We start from the raw sequence: 18,099 nt of genomic DNA, 5'->3' as shown, positions 1-18,099 counted from the left end.
ACAGCAACGATGCACCGAACTGGCTGCTCGGCCGGCTCACACGGTCGGAAGTCACCAGCACAACCCCGGGCAACTGATGTTTACTGAAAAGGGTAATAAATTGAAGATTGACAATTTTGGCGTCAGTCTTTTAGCTCACCTTTAAGGTAGAAAATAAGGCGAATCGTGGGCTTGGGGGTTGTGGTGACCGATCGGATGAAAGCGGGCCTGGTTGTGGCTCTGGCCGGGGCGTTTGCATCCGCAGCAGCCCTGGCCCAGATGACCCTGCCGGGCAAGTTCGAGGTCACCGATCCCGGCTCGGCCAGCTACACCATCCCGATCAGTGTCGTCCCGGGCACGGCCGGGCTGGAGCCCAAGCTGTCCCTGTCCTACGACAGCCGCGGCGGCAACGGGCTGCTCGGCATCGGCTGGAGCCTGTCCGGCCTGCCGGCGATCACCCGGTGCGGCAAGACGATTGCCCAGGATGGCGTCGCCGGCAGCATCAACTTCGATGCCGATGACCGTTTCTGCCTCGACGGTCAGCGCCTGATCGCCACCTCTGGCACCTATGGCGCCGACAGCACGGAATATCGCACCGAGCGCGAGAGCTTCAGCAAGGTCGTCAGCTACGGCGGCGCCGGCTCCGGCCCGAGCTGGTTTAAGGTCTGGACCAAGGCCGGGCTGGTGATGGAATTCGGCAATACGGCCGATAGCAAGATCGAAGCCCAGGGCAAGGCTTCAATCCGCGTCTGGGCGCTGAACAAGACCGCGGATACCAAGGCCAACTATTTCACCGTCAGCTATACCGAAGACAGCGCCAACGGCGGTTACCAGCCCAGCCGCATCGATTACACCGGCAATGGCAGCGTCGCGCCGAACAACTCGGTGCGCTTTGTCTACGAGGACCGCCTGGCGGCCCCGCCGGCTTTGCCCAACAACGTCACCACCGTCGATCCGCAGCCCGACGCGACGCCAGCCTACCAGGCTGGTAGCCGCGTGCAGGTCACCCAGCGGCTGGCCAAGGTCCAGGCCTGGCAGGGCTCGAACCTGACGCGCGAATACCGCCTGGCCTATGAAGCCAGCCCGGCGACGCGGCGCTCGCGGCTGACCTCGGTGACGCAGTGCGACGGTGCCAGCACCTGTCTGCCGGCGACCGGCTTCAGCTGGAGCAACACGGCGATTCCCTTTGCCTATAACAACACCGGCAACGGCGCTTTCACCCGCGTCTTCCACCAGACCGATGCCAATACCGGCCCGTTCTGGGCGACCGATACGCATCCGACCTTCCCGATCGATATAAACGGCGACGGCCGTACCGATTTCCTGCAGATCGGCAAGACCACCGATGTGGCGCAGGTGCTGAAGTCCAACGGCGACGGCACCTATACCCAGGTGTTCAGCCAGACGGTGGCGCAGACGCCGTTCCGCCAGGTCGATGGCAATCCCACCATCCTGGCCGATGTGGATGGCGATGGCCTCACCGATGTGATCCAGATCGCCAAGACGGCATCCGGCGGCCAGGTGGCGGCCCAGGTGCTGCGCTCCAACGGCGACGGTACCTTCACCCAGATCTACAGCAACGCGGCGAGCCCCTTCTGGGAGGGCAACGACGCCACCAATGTGACCTATGCCATCGATTACAACGGCGATGGCCGCGCCGACATCATCCAGAACCAGAAAAGCGGCGCGGTGGCGCAGATGCTGCGCTCCAATGGCGACGGCAGCTTCACCCAGGTGTTCAACCAGACCAGCACGGCCAACGGCCCGTTCCGCCCGGCCAGCGATTCCGTGCTGCATATCGTCGATATGGATGGCGACGGCCGCACGGAAATCCTGGTGCAGGCCATCGGGTCTTACTTCGCCTTCATCCTGCGCGCCAATGCCGATGCCACCTTCACCCAGCTCTGGGCGCAGCCCGAATGGGCCAACAATCCGGTTTGGCGTTCGACCGATGGCCATGCCTTCCCGGTCGATTTCGGCGGCGACGGCATGATCGATATCGCCAAGATCGCCACCACCTCCTGCCACTGCATGGAATCGCTGCGGCAGAATGGCGACTGGACCTACAATCTGCTCTTCTCCGGCCCCAACCAGGTCTACAGCCCGTTCATGGCGCTGGGCGCCGCTTATGCCTTCCCGATCAATTACAACAACGACGGCAAGACCGATTTCCTCCAGATCGCCCAGGTCGCCTCGCCCGACTATTACGCCCGCCTGCTGTTCTCGCGCGGCAACGGCACCTTTGACGAGGTGTTCTACCAGTCGAATGGCTCGACCGGCCCGTTCTGGGACCTGACCAGCTACGCCACCTTCCCGGTCGATGTGAATGGCGATGGCCGCACGGATATCGTTCAGATCCACAAATACCAGCCGATTGCCCAGGTCGTTTTCCCCGCCGGCACCATCCCCGACCAGCTGCACACCATCACGGCCGGGCAGGGCGCGGTGACGCAGGTGGCCTATGCCCCATCGGTCAGCACCGGCGCACTCTATACGCGCGACAGCGGCGAAAACAAGGCGGTGTGGCCGGCGCAGGATATGGTCGGGCCGCTCTATGTCGTTTCCGAGGTGAAGAGCAGCAACGGCCTCGGCGGCGAATACCGCAGCACCTATCGCTATGCCGGCGCCAAGTCCGATCTGCAGGGCCGCGGCTTCCTCGGCTTCCGCCAGATGACGGTGCGCGATGAGCAGACCGGGGTCGAACAGCTCACCAGCTATCGCCAGGATTATCCCTTCGCCGGCCTGGTGGCGTCGCGCGAGAAAAAGCTGGCCGCCCAGCTGCTCAACCGCAGCACCAATACCTACAGCAGCAGCAATCTCGGCGGCACGCGGCGCTATCCGTTCCTGACGCAGAGCCTGGAAGAGAGCTGGGAACTCACCGGCGCGGCATTGCCGGCAGTCACCACCAGCTACACCTATGACAGCTATGGCAATGCCACCGCGGTCGGCGTTTCGACCGGCGATGGTTATGCCAAAACCACCGCCAACACCTACAGCAACGACAACACCAACTGGTTGCTCGGCCGCCTGACGCGGTCGGAAGTGACCAGCACGACGCCCTGAGCCGGGCAACGGTATTAAGCACGATCTAGACGCCACGATTCAGACGCCAAGATTCAGACGATGGCCCGCAGAGGGCCTGGGGGAATGACATGATGCGTGTTTCAAAGCACCTGCCGAAGAAGTCGGTCTATGGCCTCGCGGCTCTGTTGCTGGGGCTGGTCTCGGCGCAGGCCTTTGCCGCCAGCGCCACCCGCGTGTCGAGCTGGACCTACGATGCCGCCGGCATGATCGCCACCGAGACGATCGAGCCCGATGACGCGCAGTTCACGCTCACCACCACTTACACATATGATGCCTTCGGCAACAAAACCGCCGTCGCGGTGTCCTCACCGGCCACCGGCACGGCGGCGATCGCCAGCCGCAGCACCGGCACCACCTACACATCGGATGGCCGCTTCCCCGCCACGGTGACCAACGCGCTGAGCCAGTCCGAATCCCGCGTCTACGATCCGAAATTCGGCACGCTGACCAGCCAGACCGGCCCCAACGGCCTGACCACCACCTGGAGCTATGACAGCTTCGGCCGCAAGACGCTCGAAACCCGCCCGGACGGCACCAAGACCAAATGGGAATACCTGTGGTGCAGCGGCTATAACAGCGGCACGCTCAGCGGCTGTCCCACACTGGCGCGCACTGCCATCCGCACCACGCCGCTGGCCTCGGATGGCACCACGCAGATCGGCCCGAAGTCGCTGCAGTATATGGACGCGCTGGAACGCGAGATCCGCGTCGAGACGCAGGGCTATGCCGCCAGCGGCGACACGGCGCATGCCATCTATGCCGATACCGAATATGACGCCTACGGCCGCGTCTATCGCAAGAATCGCCCGTATTATTCGGGCGACACGCCGGTCTGGACCACGTTTGAATACGATGCCATCGGCCGCGTGATCCGTGAAAACCGCCCGCAGGAAGAGGGCGGTGTCGCCGTCGTCAAGCAGGTGAATATCACCTATGCCGCACTCGTCACCACCGTGACCAACGAGTGGAACGAGCAGCGCATCACCACCAAGAACAGCCAGGGCCAGACCGTCACGGTCAAGAACGGCCGCGACGATGGCAGCACCAGCCTGTGGACGCTGAACACCTATGCCTATGATCCGTTCGGCAACCTAAAAACGGTCCACAACCAGGACAGCAACACGGTCAGCTTCATTTACGACAAGCGCGGCCGCAAGGTCGGCATGTCCGATCCTGACAAGGGTGTGTGGTCGTATGAGTATGACGCGCTCGGCCAGCTGAAGAAGCAGACCGATGCCAAACTGCAGACCACCGAAATCGCCTATGACCTGCTGGGCCGCACCACATCGAAGGTCGCCAAGAATGCCAGCGCTGTTGTCGAACAGACCGACAGCTGGGTCTACGACACCGCCACCTACGGCATCGGCAAGCTGGCCTCAGCCACCGCGACGGATGGCAGCAGTGCCGTGATCCACAGCCGCACGCAGGCCTATGACAGCCTGGGCCGGCCGAACCAGACCGTGCTGGCGCAGGCTGGCAATACCAGCTACTTCACCCAGAGCTATGACAGCTACAGCCGTCTTGCCAGCCTGAATTATCCCTCCGGCCTGACGCTGGATTATGCCTATAGTTCCTTGAGCGAGCTGCTCAGCGTCAGCAATGGCAGCACGGCGGTGTGGACGCTGAACACCCGCAATGCGGCGCGCCAGCTCACCGGCGAGACCTATGGCAATGGTGTGGTCGGCGCCCGCACCTACGAAGCCGGCCGAGGCCTGGTCAAGACCATTTCGGCCACCAAGAGCAGCACGACGCTGCAGGCCTGGACCATCGATTATGACTCGGTGGGCAATGTCACCAGCCGGGCCGAGAGCTTCACCGGCATCACCGATACGATCGGCTATGATTCGCTCAACCGCCTGATCTCGGCCGCCACCACCGGCCAGACCACGCTGACCATGGAATATGTCGGCGGTAATATCACCTACAAATCCGATGTCGGCACCTACAGCTATCCGTCTTCCGGGGCGGAATCCGTCCGGCCCCATGCGGTCGGCTTTATCGACAGCAACCAGTCCGGCGTGGCCGACAAGTCCTATGAATACGATGCCAATGGCAACATGACCGGCGGCGATGGCCGCAGCTTCACCTGGAATGCCTTTGATATGCCGGTCAGCATTAGCAAAGGCGGCAATGCTGTCGGCTTCGCCTATGATGCCGATCACCACCGCATCGAGCAGGTGACGCCGACTGACAGGAAGCATTACCTGACCGATCCGGCCACGGGTGCGCGGGCCGAGCGCAAACTCAGCCTGGCCGGCGCGCATCTGCGCTGGGACAGCTATATCTCAGTAGGGGGCGAGCTGGTCTCGCTGGTCAGCCTGGAAGCAGCCGTGGGCGAAACGCCCGAAACCACCACGGTGCGCTACTTCCATCGCGACCATCTCGGCAGCACCACGCTGCTGACCGATGCCAGCGGCACGGTGGTCGAGCGGCTGAGTTACGACGTCTGGGGCAAGCGCCGCTTCACCACCGGTGCACCAGATATGTCGGACAGCATCGTCAGCCAGCTTGATCGGGGCTATACCGGCCATGAGCATCTGGAAGAGCTGGCCCTCATCCACATGAATGGCCGCCTCTATGATGCGACCATTGCGCGGTTTGTCAGTGCGGATCCGATTATTGCCGATCCACTGTCGACCCTGGCGTTCAATCGCTATGCCTATGTTGATAACAATCCGCTGACTTACACCGATCCGACCGGATACCTGAAGATCGGAAAAATCTTCAGCAAGATTTTCGATGCCATCAAGAGCGCATTGAGTAATTCCGTAGTTCGAATGGTCGTGGCTGTCGTCGCCGCGGTACTGACATATGGCGCGGCCTCTTCATTGCTGGTTTCTCAAGCATTGGCGGGAGTATCTGCAGGTACATACGGCACCATGTTCACTGCAGTCACAATCGCAGGTGAGGGAGCTGTTCTGACATCCCTAACTGCATTAGGTGGTGCCGTTGCTGGGGCGGCATCCGGCTTTGTCGCAGGCGCGATCATGGGGGGAGACATGAAGAGTGCTCTTTATGGTGCTGCTTCGGGCGCGCTGTCCGGTGCCGTCGCAGCTCATTTTGGCAACAATTATTCGTTTGGGCGTGTTGCTGCGGAATCTGCCGTGGGCGCTGTGAATTCTGCTGTTAAGGGTGAAAGCCCGCTTCGAGGCTTTCTGAGTTCTTTTGGAATGTCCACGCTGTCGTATGCAAATTATTCAATGCGTGTGGATATGATTGCAAATTCGTCGATTGCAGAGGGTGGGGTGAACATAAACGGAGAAAGCGAAGGGTTCTTTGGTGATTTTAAGAAACTCGCTGGTGCTCGTCGTGTGGCAGACGAAGTCTGCAAATCACTTATGGGCGGATGTCAAGGTGCGCCTATGCCTAATACCAAAGACGTTCGTTCCAGCTTCTTCGGACTCGAGTATAGCTCCGGTAGCTGGATGGATAAGGTGAATGAGTCGTTTGCAGGGCCGCATGACTGGTTCCGTAATGCGACCGGCTCATATGATCCGTCAGGAAATGGCATTCACTTTACTGGCATGGCGCGAATGGTTGATGAAATAAAGAACTATGCCTTGGTCCTTCCTGCTGCCCCGTTTGCCATGGCTGGGCAGGCTTCGACAATGGCCCCTCCTGGTGTAGCTGGAAATTATTTGCATCGGGAGAAGCGAAAGGATTGAGGGCAATCGGGAGTAATCGGGTGGACGGGCCAAGTTTCCGCTTGCGATCATAAAGTTGATCTGCTGAGGTTCCTGGATCAGTTGTCGCAACGGCAGGCTCCATCCGATGCCACGCCACGCCCGCTTCACATTGCCCGATGTGCCGCTGCATGTGATCCAGCGCGGCAATAACCGGCAACGCTCATGCTTCTGAACATCGCTGTGCTTGCCGTCGCCGGTTTCGTTCTTGCCGTGTTGTTGATCGTCGATCTTCGGCATTCATCGCCTGCCTGATCCGCTCACGCTTCTCTTCGGTCTGCTCGGCCTGAGCTATCACGCACTCCACAATTTCGCTCTGCTCCCGATCCAGTCGCTGCTGGCCGGCGCCATCCTCGGCGCGCTGCTGCTTTGGGCTCTGCGCTTCCTCTATCTCCGTCGCCGCAACATCGAGGCACTCGGCCTCGGCGATGTGAAGTTCGTGGCGGCATCCGGCCTCTGGGTCGGCATCGATGGCATCTTCATTGTCATCAGTCTCGGCGCCGTGCTCAGCCTGCTCGGTGTCGCGCTGTTCGGCCTGCTGCGACGGCGCCGGCTGGGCCGCATCTCGTTGGCCTGGCCGGAGGCCGGCACGCGGATTCCCTTCGGGCCGGGACTGATCCTCGCCACGGTGATTGTCTTTCTGGGGCGGTATTCCCGCCCACGGCGTTTCCCGGCCTGCCCTGACAAGTCCGGACGCCATACCTGGCCGGCCTTGATATCCGCCATTCTGTTTCCATATTGTTCTCAAGCCTCGGCTGTCGTTCCGCCGGGCCCATGCTATTGGACAAGGTGAATACAGGAAGATGCATGGCGGCCGGCCGAGCTGCCGCGAAGCGCTGCGAAGCCGCGCGAAGCGCTACGAACACCCGCGAAGCGCCACGAACCCGCGCGAACACCAGCGAAGCGCTGCGAAGCCGGGTGAAGCGCCGCGAGGCTTAAGCCATGGCGCCCGCGCGTCCCATCGGACGATTGGGCTAAACCATTGGAAAGGCGCGCTTTCCGCCGTCCGCCCGGTTCCGCTGCCGCGCCAGAATGTATGCGGTGGCATTTGTCCCCGCTTGCAATCCCCAGTAAGCTCTGCCGGTGCGACACGGTAGCAGCGGTGGGCCATTCCGGCCCGCGGCAAGGGCATTGCCGGCGCCAGTTGGGGCAGGGGGAGTAGCAGTCGCGATGGGGGTGATCGCGCAACCAGACAGGCAGCCCGATACGGGCGTGTCGTCCGGGTCCGGACTGGTCGAGCTTGGCGCCATCCTGGTGGCGGCCGGCCGGCTGACCGAACCGGCGCTGGCGCGGGCGCGCGGGTTGCAGCGCGAGACCGGCGAGCGGCTCGATGCCGTGCTGCTCAAGCTGGGCCTGATCGCCGAGGCCGACCTCGCCGGGGCCTTGAGCATCGCGCTGGCTTTGCCGCGCATCCGGCCCGAGCAGTTTCCCACCACGGCCTTGCTGCCCGATCGCCTGTCATCCGCTTTCCTGCGCCAGATCCGCGCCATCCCCGTGGCGGTGTCCGATACGGCCGTCGATGTCGCCGTTGTCGATCCCACCGATGCTTATGTGGCCGAAGCGATCGGCTATCGCCTCAAGCTGCCGGTGCGGCTGCAGGTGGCGCTGGCCAGCGATCTCGACCGCGCTTTCGAGCGGCTCTATGCCGATGGCCAGACCGCGCAGTCCGCGCTGGCGAAATCCGCCGGCGAAAAGGTGGCAGCGCTGCGCCATGACGATGTCGAGCGGCTGAAGGACCTGGCCTCCGACGCGCCGGTGATCCGGCTGGTGCATCGCTGGATCGAGGATGCCGCGGCGCTCGGGGCGTCGGACCTGCATCTGGAAGCCACCGAGGATGCGCTGCTGGTGCGCTACCGCATCGATGGCGTGCTCAAGCCCATCGAGCAGGCGCCGCCGCAGATCCAGGCCGCCGTGGTGTCGCGCCTGAAGATCATGGCCAAGCTCGATATCGCCGAACGGCGCCTGGCCCAGGACGGCCGCATCGGCATGGCGATCAAGGGCCGCGAGATCGATATCCGCGTCTCGATCATTCCCACGGTGGCCGGCGAAAGCATCGTGCTGCGTCTCTTGGAGCGTGGGAACATTGCGCTGGAGTTCTCCAGCCTCGGCCTGGAAGGCGAGGCGCTGACGCGCTGGCTGTCGGCGCTCGAACGCCCGCATGGCATCGTGCTGGTCACCGGGCCGACAGGCAGCGGCAAGACGACGACTCTCTATGCCTCGCTGCTGCGTCTGCGCAAGCCCGAGGTGAAAATCCTCACCCTCGAAGATCCGGTGGAATACCGGCTCGACGGCATCAACCAGACCCAGGTGAAGCCGCAGATCGGCTTCACCTTTGCCTCTGCCCTGCGCAGCTTCCTGCGCCATGATCCCGATATCATGATGGTCGGCGAAATCCGCGATGTCGAGACCGCGAAGATCGCCGTGCAGGCGGCGCTCACCGGCCATCTGGTGCTCTCCACCCTGCACACCAACGATGCTGCCAGCGCCATCACCCGCCTGGTCGATATGGGGCTGGAGGATTTCCTGCTCACCGCCACCATCAACGGCCTGGCCGCCCAGCGCCTGGTGCGCGTGCTGTGCAGTCACTGTCGCGAGGCTTACAAGCCTTCGGCCGAACTGACGGCGCGGCTCGGGTTTTCTGCCATTGCCGGCGCCACCCTGCATCGGGCGGTGGGCTGCAGTCATTGTGGGAACACCGGCTACAAAGGCCGCACCGCGATCTCGGAAGTGCTGGTGATGAGCGAAGCGATCCGCCGCCTGGTGATGGGCCGGGCCACCGCCCAGCAGATCCAGCAGGCGGCCGCGGCCGAGGGTATGGAAACCATGTACCAGCACGGTCTGCGCAAATGCATCGCCGGCGTCACCTCGGTGGAAGAGGTGGTGCGGGTGACGCGCGACATCTGACCATGCCGGTTTTCCGCTACGAGGCCATCGCCCGCAGCGGCGAACCGCTGACCGGCGAGCGCGAGGAGGCGAGCGCCCAGGCGGTCACCGGCTGGCTGCAGGCGCAGGGCCATTTCCCGCTGCAGGTCGAGGCCTTGGGTGCTGTGCGGCGCTGGCGCCTGCCCGCGCTGCGTTTCGAGAGCAGCGGCACCCGGCGCGAGGTCGCGTTGTTCACGTTTGAACTCAGCGTGCTGCTGCAGGCCGGCTTCCCGGTCGACCGCGCGCTGCAGGCCGCCACGGACTCGCTCAATGACCGGGCCTTGCGCAAGGCGCTGGGCGAAGTGGTCGAGGCGGTGCGCAGCGGCGGCAGCCTGGCGGCGGCGTTGCGCCGGCATCCGGCCCTGTTCTCGCCGCTCTACTGCGCCCTGGTCGAGGCCGGCGAAGCCAGCGGCGCATTGGCCGCCACGCTCGAACGCCTGGCCGAAGACCTGACCAAGGCCGAGGAATTCCGCGGCGCCGTCACCTCGGCATTGCTTTATCCGGCGCTGCTGGTGGTGCTAGCGGTGGTGTCGGTGATTTTCATCCTGCTGGTGGTGGTGCCGTCCTTTCGCCCGATGCTGGCCGATGCCGGGGTGGAATTGCCCTGGTCGATGACCCTTCTGCTGGCCGCTTCCGATCTGCTCTCGGCGGTCGGCGGCGTGCTGGCACTGCTGCTGGCTGTGGTTCTGGCCGCGGTGATGCGGGCCTGGAATCGCCCGGATTTCCGCCTCTGGCGTGCCGGCCAGGCGCTGCGTCTGCCGGGGTTGCGCGACATTGTCGCCAAGGCGGATACGGCGCGGCTTTGTCGCAACCTCGGGTTGCTGCTCACCAACGGGGCGCCGCTCACCGTCGCCTGGCGTACCTCCTTGGCGGGATTGAGCAATGCCGCGTTCCAGGCCCGCCTCGCCGGGGTGGGGGATGCGATTGCAGAAGGCGACGGACTTTCTCACGGGCTGGATCACAGTGGCGTGGTGACGCAACTGGCGGTACACATGATCAGGGTTGGCGAACAGACGGGCAGGCTGGGCGCCATGGCCGACCAGGCCGCCGGATTGATCGAGCGCGATGTGAAACGCCGGCTCGACCGTTTCCTGGCGATCCTGGTGCCGGCACTGACCATCGGCGTGGGGGCGATGATTGCCTTTCTGGTCGCCACGGTGTTCTCGGCCCTGCTCAGCATCAACCAGATCGTGCTGTAGGCAGGGTCTGGCAGGGGGAAGTACATGGTTGCGCGTAAGCAGGGGCGGGCGCGGCATCGCAAGGATGCCGGCTTCACGCTGATCGAACTGCTGGTGGTTCTGGTGATCATCGGCCTGTTGGCCAGCGTGGCGACGCCGCCGGTGATCCGCTATCTCGGCAAGGCCAAGACGGATACCGCAAAGATCCAGATTCAGGCGCTGAGCGCGGCCGTCGACATGTACCGCCTCGACAACGACCGCTATCCGGCCACGGAAGAAGGACTGCAGGCGCTGGTGACCAAGCCGGCGAATGCCGAGCGCTGGAACGGTCCCTATGTAAAAAAGGATTCCAGCCTGCACGATCCCTGGGGGCAGAAATACCAGTACCGCGCGCCCGGCGAACATGGCGATTACGACCTTTTCACGCTCGGCGCCGACAGGACGCAGGGCGGCACCGGCGAGAATGCGGATGTCGGCAACTGGCAGTAAAGCCGATGCCGGCTTCACCCTGGTCGAGATGCTGGTGACGCTCGCCATCGTGGCGCTGCTCGCTGCCGGCACGGTTGCCGTCTGGCCCAAGCGCGGCGGCGGTGCCCTCGACCTGCAGGCCACCGCGCAGGCCCTGGCGGGCGATCTGCGCGCCGCCCGTGGTCGCGCGATTGCTGAAGGCCGCGCTGTGCTGGTGACGGTGGACGGCCTGCGGGCCTTGCCCGCCGGCGTATCGCTGGCTGAGGGCACCACATCGGAATTCCTGTTCCAGCGCGACGGCACCACGGCCGGCGGTGCAATCGCGCTGCAGGCCCAGGCCCGCCGCGCGACCGTGCAGGTCGAGCGCCTGTCCGGTCGCGTCATGGTGGTCGAGCCACGCTGATGAAGGATGCTGGCTTCACCCTGCTGGAAGTTCTGATCGCCGTGGCGATCCTGGCACTGGGGATTCAGGCCGCAGCTTGGGTCTTCACCGAGCAGGCTGCGGGTCTGGCGCGCGCCGAACGCCTGCAATATGCCACGGCCATGGCCGCCAGCACCTTCGATCGTGTCGGGCAGGACATTCCCTTGCGCGACACCCAGCTGCGCGGCCAGTGGCTTGAAGGCATGGACTGGGAGCTGACCATCGCGCCCTATCAGGCCGCGCCGGCCGGGGCACTGGTGCGGCTCTATCGCGTCGAACTCGCAGTGCGGGATGCTGCTGCGCGTAAACCATTGTTGGAACTCAGCACCCTGCGTCTTGCCGCGGTGCGCTCATGACGCACCATGCCGGAGACCGCGGCTTCACACTGGTCGAGACGCTGGTGGCGCTGGTGGTGATCAGCCTGATGGCCGGCGCATTGTATCAGGGCTTCCGGCTGGCCAATGGTCTTTGGGCCGGCCTGAACGCCCGCGCATCGGCAATCGATGAAATCGGCGTGGCACAACGTCTCATCCGCCAGGCTTTCGACCAGGCCTACCCACTGCCGGCGCCCACGGCGCAGGGCTATCGCGTCGATTTCCGTGGCGAGCCCGGCAGCGTCGCCTTCTGGACGCCGCCGCCAGATATCTGGCGTTACTCGGGCGGGTTTATTCCGGCGCAGTTGCGCGTGACCGGTGCGGATGGACGCAAGCAGCTCGTGCTTTCGTTATCGGAACAGGCTGGTGCCACCCGCATGACTGAAGATGTCGTGCTGCTGCGCGATGTCGCGACTATCAGCCTGGATTATTTCGGTGCCACTGGCACAGCTGCTGCAGCCTGGTCAACAAGCTGGACGGATCGTCCGGCATTACCGGGATTGATCCGCCTTCGTGTGCGTTTTGCCGATGGGGATCGTCGCCGTTGGCCCGAATTGGTGGTGGCGCCCAAGGTGACCATGGATGCCGAATGCGTGCCGGATCCGCTGACCCAACGTTGTCGGGGCCGATAGATGCGCTTCAGCATGGCTCGTGTCCTTCCCGTTCTTGAGCAGGTCGCCGATCTGGCCAGCGACGGCCTGCGCTGGTGGCGCGCAGAGCTGCTGGCCATGGTTCCTGTATCCATCCAACTGCGGCTTGGCCTGGCGCGCCCAGAATTGCTGGCGCATCTGGAAGGTGAAATCCTCACGTTGACCCTGCAGACGACGAGCGGCCCGCGGCCGGTCTATCAGGGAACAGCGGAGCCGGGCGCGGTTCAGGCTGCCCTGCACCGGATGCGTCCGGCATTGCGGCCGGATCGCCTGAATGTCGTGCTGCTGGTGGCGCGAACGGATGTGCTGATGCGACAGGTGGAACTGCCTTTGGCTGCCCGCCGGCAGTTGGCTAAGGTCCTGACCTTCGAATTGTCGCGCCAGACACCGCTTGCCGCAAGCGAGGCTTATTTCGACTGGCGGATGACAGGTGAAGCAGCTGGGCGTTTGCAGGTCAGCTTGGCCGTTGTTGAACGCGCGCCGGTGGATCGTGCGCTTCAGATTCTGCAGCACTGTCGCCTGCCACCATCCTCGGCGCGGATCGATGGCAGCGCGGATGGTGCAATCAATATATTGCGCGAGGTTCGTATAAGGTCGCCGCTGCATTGGGCAGCTATCACGACTGCAGCGCTCGCCATGCTCCTGTTCAGCCTTGGCCTTGTCGTTGCCGATCTACAGTTATCCCGCCAGGAATCTGCGCTTGCAGCTCTTGCGGTCGATATTGGCAAAGAGCGCAAAGTGGCAATGGAGGTGGAGGCGTTGCGCAGGGATTTGGCGGAAGCAGACCGGCGGGCCGGTTTCTTTGCCGAAAAGCTGGACGATAAGTCTGTCTCGCGCATGTTAAACCAACTGAGCCGGATACTGCCTGGGGATACCTGGCTCTATCAGATGCAATTGCAGAATCGCGATATCCGCCTCTATGGCTATGGTCCCGATCCTGCGACCGTCATTGCCATTCTGGAAAAATCTGAGCTGTTCCGTAATTCGCAGTTCCGCTCGCCCTCAACCCGCCGCAGCGGCGCAGAGGTCGATCGCTTTGATATTTCGACTACGCTGGTGCGGAGCGATAAGCCATGATGTTCCGCTTAGCTCCCTATTTGCGGCGGGCTCTGGCAATTGCCCTCCTGATCCTACCGGTCGCCGTGGGGTGGCAGCTTACCATCGCGCCGATGGTCGATCGATATCTGGATGTAGAGGAGGCAACCTCCACCTCTATTCAGCTATTGTCGCGGTATCGTGCGAACGCCGCGGAGAAACCACGTTTGAGCGAGCAAGTGGCGCTGCGGCGTCAAGATGCCACCCAGATACGCGGCTTCATCGAGGCTCCGAACCAGCCTTTGGCAGCCTCGACGTTGCAGACGGCAATGCGCCGTATTCTGGAAAGCAACGGAGCATCCGTCCGCACCTTGTCGGTGCTTCCGCCGGTAAAGGACGGCGGATATGAGCGCCTGACGGCCCGGGTGGAGGTGGTGGCAGATGCGGATCGGCTGATCGAGATTCTGCACGGGATAGAAAGCGCTGTCGCTCCTAGTATGACCATCGATGGTATGGATATCCGGGCGCCGGATCAGGGTTTGCCGACACAGAAGAATGAAGCAAATGTCAGTCTAACGGTGCGGCTGGATGTTGCAGGATATTGGGTCGCCAAATGAGAGCCGTTATGCAGGCTGCGGCAACCCCATTGAACAGCGTGATGGCGGCGGGAATCCTTGTCCTGCTGGGACTGATGCTGTGGCTGGCCATCTGGGCATCTCCGCTGCGGCCAGATGTGCCAACACAGGCACCCGTCGCCTCAGCGGCGGCAACTGCACCACGCCAATCAACACCCAGCCCATTTCCGCCCGTTCAAGACTTTGCCGAAGCCGCTGAAAGGCCGTTGTTCAATCCTTCGCGTGCGAAAGTTCCGCGCCTGCTCGCAGTCACGCCGACGCCATCTCCAGTGACGACAGCGTTTCGCGCCCCAGTGCTCCTGGGGGTGGTGGGTGCCGGGGAGCATAGGCTGGCCCTGATCCGGGGTCTGGACGAGAAGGACAGCCGCCGTCTGCGGACCGGTGACAGTTATGATGGCTGGGTTTTAAGCGCCATTCATACCGATTCCATTATATTCAAGAACGGTGTCGAGGAACGTGAAGTACGTCTCAACACCGGCAAGGAGGCCGGCATGTTGAATCCGCCATTGCCTCCGCGACGCAGATAGGCGTCAGACATGCATGTTGGGGGTAGAAGGGTGAACTGGAAATCCATTGTAGTGTCTGTGGGCGTGCTGGCGATGACGCTGTCGGCCTGCGCCGATCAGGCACGCAGACCGGCGAATCAATTGCCGCCAGCCAATATGGCGATCCGCACAGTCGCTACCCCGGTTCCTGATGTGCCGACTGCCGCCGCTGGTAGCAACCAGATGCGCAATGATGGCGTGCAGCAGGATTTCAGCAAACAGATGTTTCCCGGCAGTGGCCGCGTGGTGGGTGGCCGTCCGCGGGTGTTGTCGCGGAGCGGTGCAAATGCCGAGGGCGACATTACGCTCAATTTCGTGAATGCCGACGTCAAGGATGTCGCCCGCACTGTCCTAGGCGATATCCTGCAAGCCAATTTCGCTATCGATCCCAAGGCGCAGGGCACCATTACGCTGCAGACCAACCGGCCGATCAGCCGTGATGCGGTATTGCCGGTGCTGGAAAGCGCATTGCGCCTCAATGGTCTTAGTGTCGTCCGGTCCGGAGACGTATATACCGTCGCTCCATCCAATGACGTTCTGCGCTACGGTGCCGGTGTAGGCCGGTCCAGCATTGCCATGGCTGATCAGCCTGGCTATGGCCTGCGAGTGGTGCCGCTATCCTTCGTGTCGGCCGAGGAGATCGCCGGCCTGCTCCGTTCATTCATGCCTCAGGAATCTGTCATCCGCACAATTCCCTCAAGGAATGTTTTGCTACTTGGCGGCAGTCAGGGCGAAATCGCGACGATGATGGATACAGTTGGCGTCTTTGACGTCAACTGGATGTCGGGTATGTCTTTCGGCCTGTTTACGCCACGCAATGTTGATGCGAAGACAGTCGTCAAGGAGTTGGAAGTCATTTTTGGCTTGAATATCCGGCAGGCCGGTGCCGCTCCGATCCGTATTCTGCCGATCGAGAGGATTAATGCGGTGCTCGCCATCGCATCAACAGCAGAGTCGCTGCGCGAAATCGAGAGTTGGGTCGATCGCCTTGACCGCGGCGCAGAGAATGTGGACGCCCGTGTTTATGTTTACTACGTACAGAACGGCCGGGCGGCCGACCTGGCCACCGCACTGACAGGCCTGTTCGGTGAAGGCGATGCCGGTGGAGGAAGTTCAAAGAGCGCTGGCCGGGACGGGACCGCGGCGCGCTCCAGCCTGCTAATGGGAACTGCGACCGACGGGCGTGCCAGCACCGCCACGACAGATGCTGCGCCATTGCAGAATGTCCGCACGGACGCCTCCGGCGGGAACGATGGCGGGATCAAGTCCGGCAATCTTGGGGGGATGCGCCTGAAGGCGGACGAAGTGAATAATGCCCTGCTGATCCTGGCGACTCCGCGAGAATATCGCGTTATCGAGGCGGCGCTCAGCAAGCTGGATATTCCACCGTTGCAGGTGATGATCGAGGCGGTGGTGGCCGAGGTAACCCTGACGGACGAATTGCGCTACGGCGTACAATGGCTGTTCCAGCCCGGTTCGCAGACTTTGACGCTGAGCCAGGCTGCAAGCGGTGCCGTGGCGGGTACCTTCCCGGGCTTTTCTGCCGTGCTCAGCAAGGGCAATGACATCCGGGCTGTTCTCAGCCTTCTGGAGGGAGTGACGAATGTCAACGTGGTGTCTTCGCCCAAGCTGATGGTGCTGAACAACCAGACGGCAACCCTGCAGGTTGGCGACCAGGTGCCGGTCGCCACCCAATCCGCCGTCAGCGTTGGCGCCGCCGGAGCCCCAGTGGTCAATACCATTCAGTTCCGCGACACTGGCGTGATTCTCAAGGTGACGCCGCGTGTGAACGAAGGCGGCTTAGTGCTGATGGATATCAGCCAGGAGGTCAGCGACGTGGCCAAGACGACGACATCCAATCTCGACTCGCCAACGATCCAGCAGCGCAAGGTTTCAAGCTCGATCAGTGTGTCTACCGGAGAAACCATTGCGCTGGGCGGGTTGATCCGGGATCGTCGCGTTGACGGAAATTCCGGCGTGCCGGTCCTCAAGGATATCCCTTTGTTGGGGAACCTGTTCAAAACCACAACGGAGACGACGACCCGTACAGAGTTGCTGATCCTGATCACGCCGCAGGTCGTGCGTGCACCGGCCGATATCCGCCGGGTTACGCAGGAATTGCGGGATCGCCTTCGTATCCCGCCGGGAATGCTCGGCGAGCAGTAATGGCGGTGCGGAAGGGGGACCGTGGCTCTGTTCTGGTCGCCAGCCTTTGGGTGGTTGCCGCAGTAGCCCTGCTGGTCGGAGCGATAATCGCCATTGCCAGGCCATCGCAGTCGGTGGCGCGTCATGCTGCGGATACCCTGCAGCGCGAGTTGCGCCTGCAGAAGGCGGTTATGACGGTTATCGATGGATTACTTTTTCAATCCCAGCGGTGGCGCGCAGATGGCGTTGCGCGTGATATAACCGTGGATCGAGCTGTCGTGCGTGTTCTGGTGGAGGATGAAGCCGGTAAACTCGATCTCAATGCTGCGACTGAAGATCTGTTGCGGCAAATTCTCTCGGCCAGGATGCCGGAAGCGGAGCGATCTCGATTGGTCGATGCCGTACAGGACTGGCGCGACGTAGACACGGTACGGCGGCTGCATGGCGCGGAATCGGCTGAGTATGCTGCGGCCGGTCGCCCTTATGGGCCAAGCAATCGACCGTTTCAGAGTGTGACCGAAGTGCAGCGGGTCATCGGGATGACGGCCGATCACTATCGTCGCACGATGCCCTATCTGACGGTTTATACGCAGCGCACCGGGATCGACAGCCGCGTTGCTGTTCCGGCTGTGTTGGCGCTGTTACCCGGCATGGATCGGGCAGCTGTCCAGACCATTTTGCAGCAGCGTCGCACAGCGAATGTCAATGAAGGCCAGGAGGGCAGTGCGGGACGAACGGTTATGATCATGGCTGCCGACCGGGGCGCGTCGAGCATGATCTGGATGGCGGTGGTGCGCCTGACCGGTGCGGCCGGCCGACCATTCGAGATTCTGCTGTGGCAGCAGGCGGATCCTGGACTGCTGCAATCTTCATGAATACTTTGCGGATTAGAGCGTTAGAGGGGGGAATCGTCGCGCGCGTCATTGCCCCAGTTACTAATCGCAGGAACTGGTCGGCGATGCTGTCTAGAGCGTTCACCG

Annotated in this window: 14 protein-coding genes; all 14 read left to right on the top strand. The window is 62.7% G+C overall.

Going from position 1 to position 18,099, the window contains the following annotated elements; genetic code table 11:
• Nucleotides 1-183 precede the first annotated feature (183 nt).
• The 14 genes from AC1ROB_RS20260 (at nt 184) to AC1ROB_RS20195 (ending at nt 17,994) form a co-directional block, all read left to right on the top strand.
• Nucleotides 184-3,042 (top strand): FG-GAP-like repeat-containing protein, encoded by a 2,859-nt coding sequence (locus AC1ROB_RS20260; RefSeq protein WP_492969293.1) that lies wholly within the window; start codon nt 184-186, stop codon nt 3,040-3,042.
• 89 nt (nt 3,043-3,131) lie between these two features.
• The gene (locus AC1ROB_RS20255; protein WP_492969294.1) at nt 3,132-6,728 is read left to right on the top strand and encodes an RHS repeat domain-containing protein; all 3,597 of its coding nucleotides are present in this window, start codon (nt 3,132-3,134) and stop codon (nt 6,726-6,728) included.
• 247 nt (nt 6,729-6,975) lie between these two features.
• Nucleotides 6,976-7,539 (top strand): prepilin peptidase, encoded by a 564-nt coding sequence (locus AC1ROB_RS20250; protein ID WP_493031536.1) that lies wholly within the window; start codon nt 6,976-6,978, stop codon nt 7,537-7,539.
• A gap of 419 nt (nt 7,540-7,958) precedes the next feature.
• Nucleotides 7,959-9,650: a GspE/PulE family protein gene (locus AC1ROB_RS20245; RefSeq protein WP_492969295.1), complete on the top strand. Its 1,692-nt coding sequence runs from the start codon at nt 7,959-7,961 to the stop codon at nt 9,648-9,650.
• Between the two features lie 2 nt (nt 9,651-9,652).
• On the top strand, nt 9,653-10,867 hold the full coding sequence (locus AC1ROB_RS20240; RefSeq protein ID WP_492969296.1) for a type II secretion system F family protein: 1,215 nt from the start codon (nt 9,653-9,655) through the stop codon (nt 10,865-10,867).
• A gap of 24 nt (nt 10,868-10,891) precedes the next feature.
• Nucleotides 10,892-11,335 (top strand): type II secretion system major pseudopilin GspG, encoded by a 444-nt coding sequence (gene gspG, locus AC1ROB_RS20235; RefSeq protein ID WP_492969297.1) that lies wholly within the window; start codon nt 10,892-10,894, stop codon nt 11,333-11,335.
• Complete coding sequence (locus AC1ROB_RS20230; RefSeq protein ID WP_492969298.1) at nt 11,316-11,717, top strand: pilus assembly FimT family protein; 402 nt, start codon at nt 11,316-11,318, stop codon at nt 11,715-11,717. Before gspG ends, AC1ROB_RS20230 begins: the two co-directional genes overlap by 20 nt.
• The gene (locus tag AC1ROB_RS20225; protein ID WP_492969299.1) at nt 11,717-12,091 is read left to right on the top strand and encodes a type IV pilus modification PilV family protein; all 375 of its coding nucleotides are present in this window, start codon (nt 11,717-11,719) and stop codon (nt 12,089-12,091) included. The genes AC1ROB_RS20230 and AC1ROB_RS20225 overlap by 1 nt, the downstream gene beginning before the upstream one ends.
• A complete protein-coding gene (locus AC1ROB_RS20220; RefSeq protein WP_492969300.1) occupies nt 12,088-12,741 on the top strand; it encodes a prepilin-type N-terminal cleavage/methylation domain-containing protein in 654 nt (217 codons plus the stop codon). The genes AC1ROB_RS20225 and AC1ROB_RS20220 overlap by 4 nt, the downstream gene beginning before the upstream one ends.
• Nucleotides 12,742-13,836 (top strand): type II secretion system protein GspL, encoded by a 1,095-nt coding sequence (locus AC1ROB_RS20215; RefSeq protein ID WP_492969301.1) that lies wholly within the window; start codon nt 12,742-12,744, stop codon nt 13,834-13,836. It abuts the gene before it with no gap.
• Nucleotides 13,833-14,411 carry a type II secretion system protein GspM gene (gspM, locus tag AC1ROB_RS20210; protein ID WP_492969302.1) on the top strand — a complete coding sequence of 193 codons (579 nt, stop codon included), beginning with the start codon at nt 13,833-13,835 and terminating at the stop codon, nt 14,409-14,411. The genes AC1ROB_RS20215 and gspM overlap by 4 nt, the downstream gene beginning before the upstream one ends.
• An 8-nt stretch (nt 14,412-14,419) precedes the next feature.
• A complete protein-coding gene (locus AC1ROB_RS20205) occupies nt 14,420-14,956 on the top strand; it encodes a hypothetical protein (protein WP_492969303.1) in 537 nt (178 codons plus the stop codon).
• Between the two features lie 30 nt (nt 14,957-14,986).
• On the top strand, nt 14,987-17,140 hold the full coding sequence (gene gspD / locus AC1ROB_RS20200) for a type II secretion system secretin GspD (RefSeq protein WP_492969304.1): 2,154 nt from the start codon (nt 14,987-14,989) through the stop codon (nt 17,138-17,140).
• Entirely contained in the window at nt 17,140-17,994 is an 855-nt protein-coding gene (locus AC1ROB_RS20195) for a type II secretion system minor pseudopilin (RefSeq protein ID WP_492969305.1), read from the top strand. The genes gspD and AC1ROB_RS20195 overlap by 1 nt, the downstream gene beginning before the upstream one ends.
• The last annotated feature ends 105 nt before the right edge of the window (nt 17,995-18,099 follow it).

Source organism: Ferrovibrio sp. GW821-FHT12F09, assembly GCF_058806775.1.
Note: the sequence above shows the minus strand (reverse complement) of the source record. Positions and strands in the feature narration are given on the sequence as shown.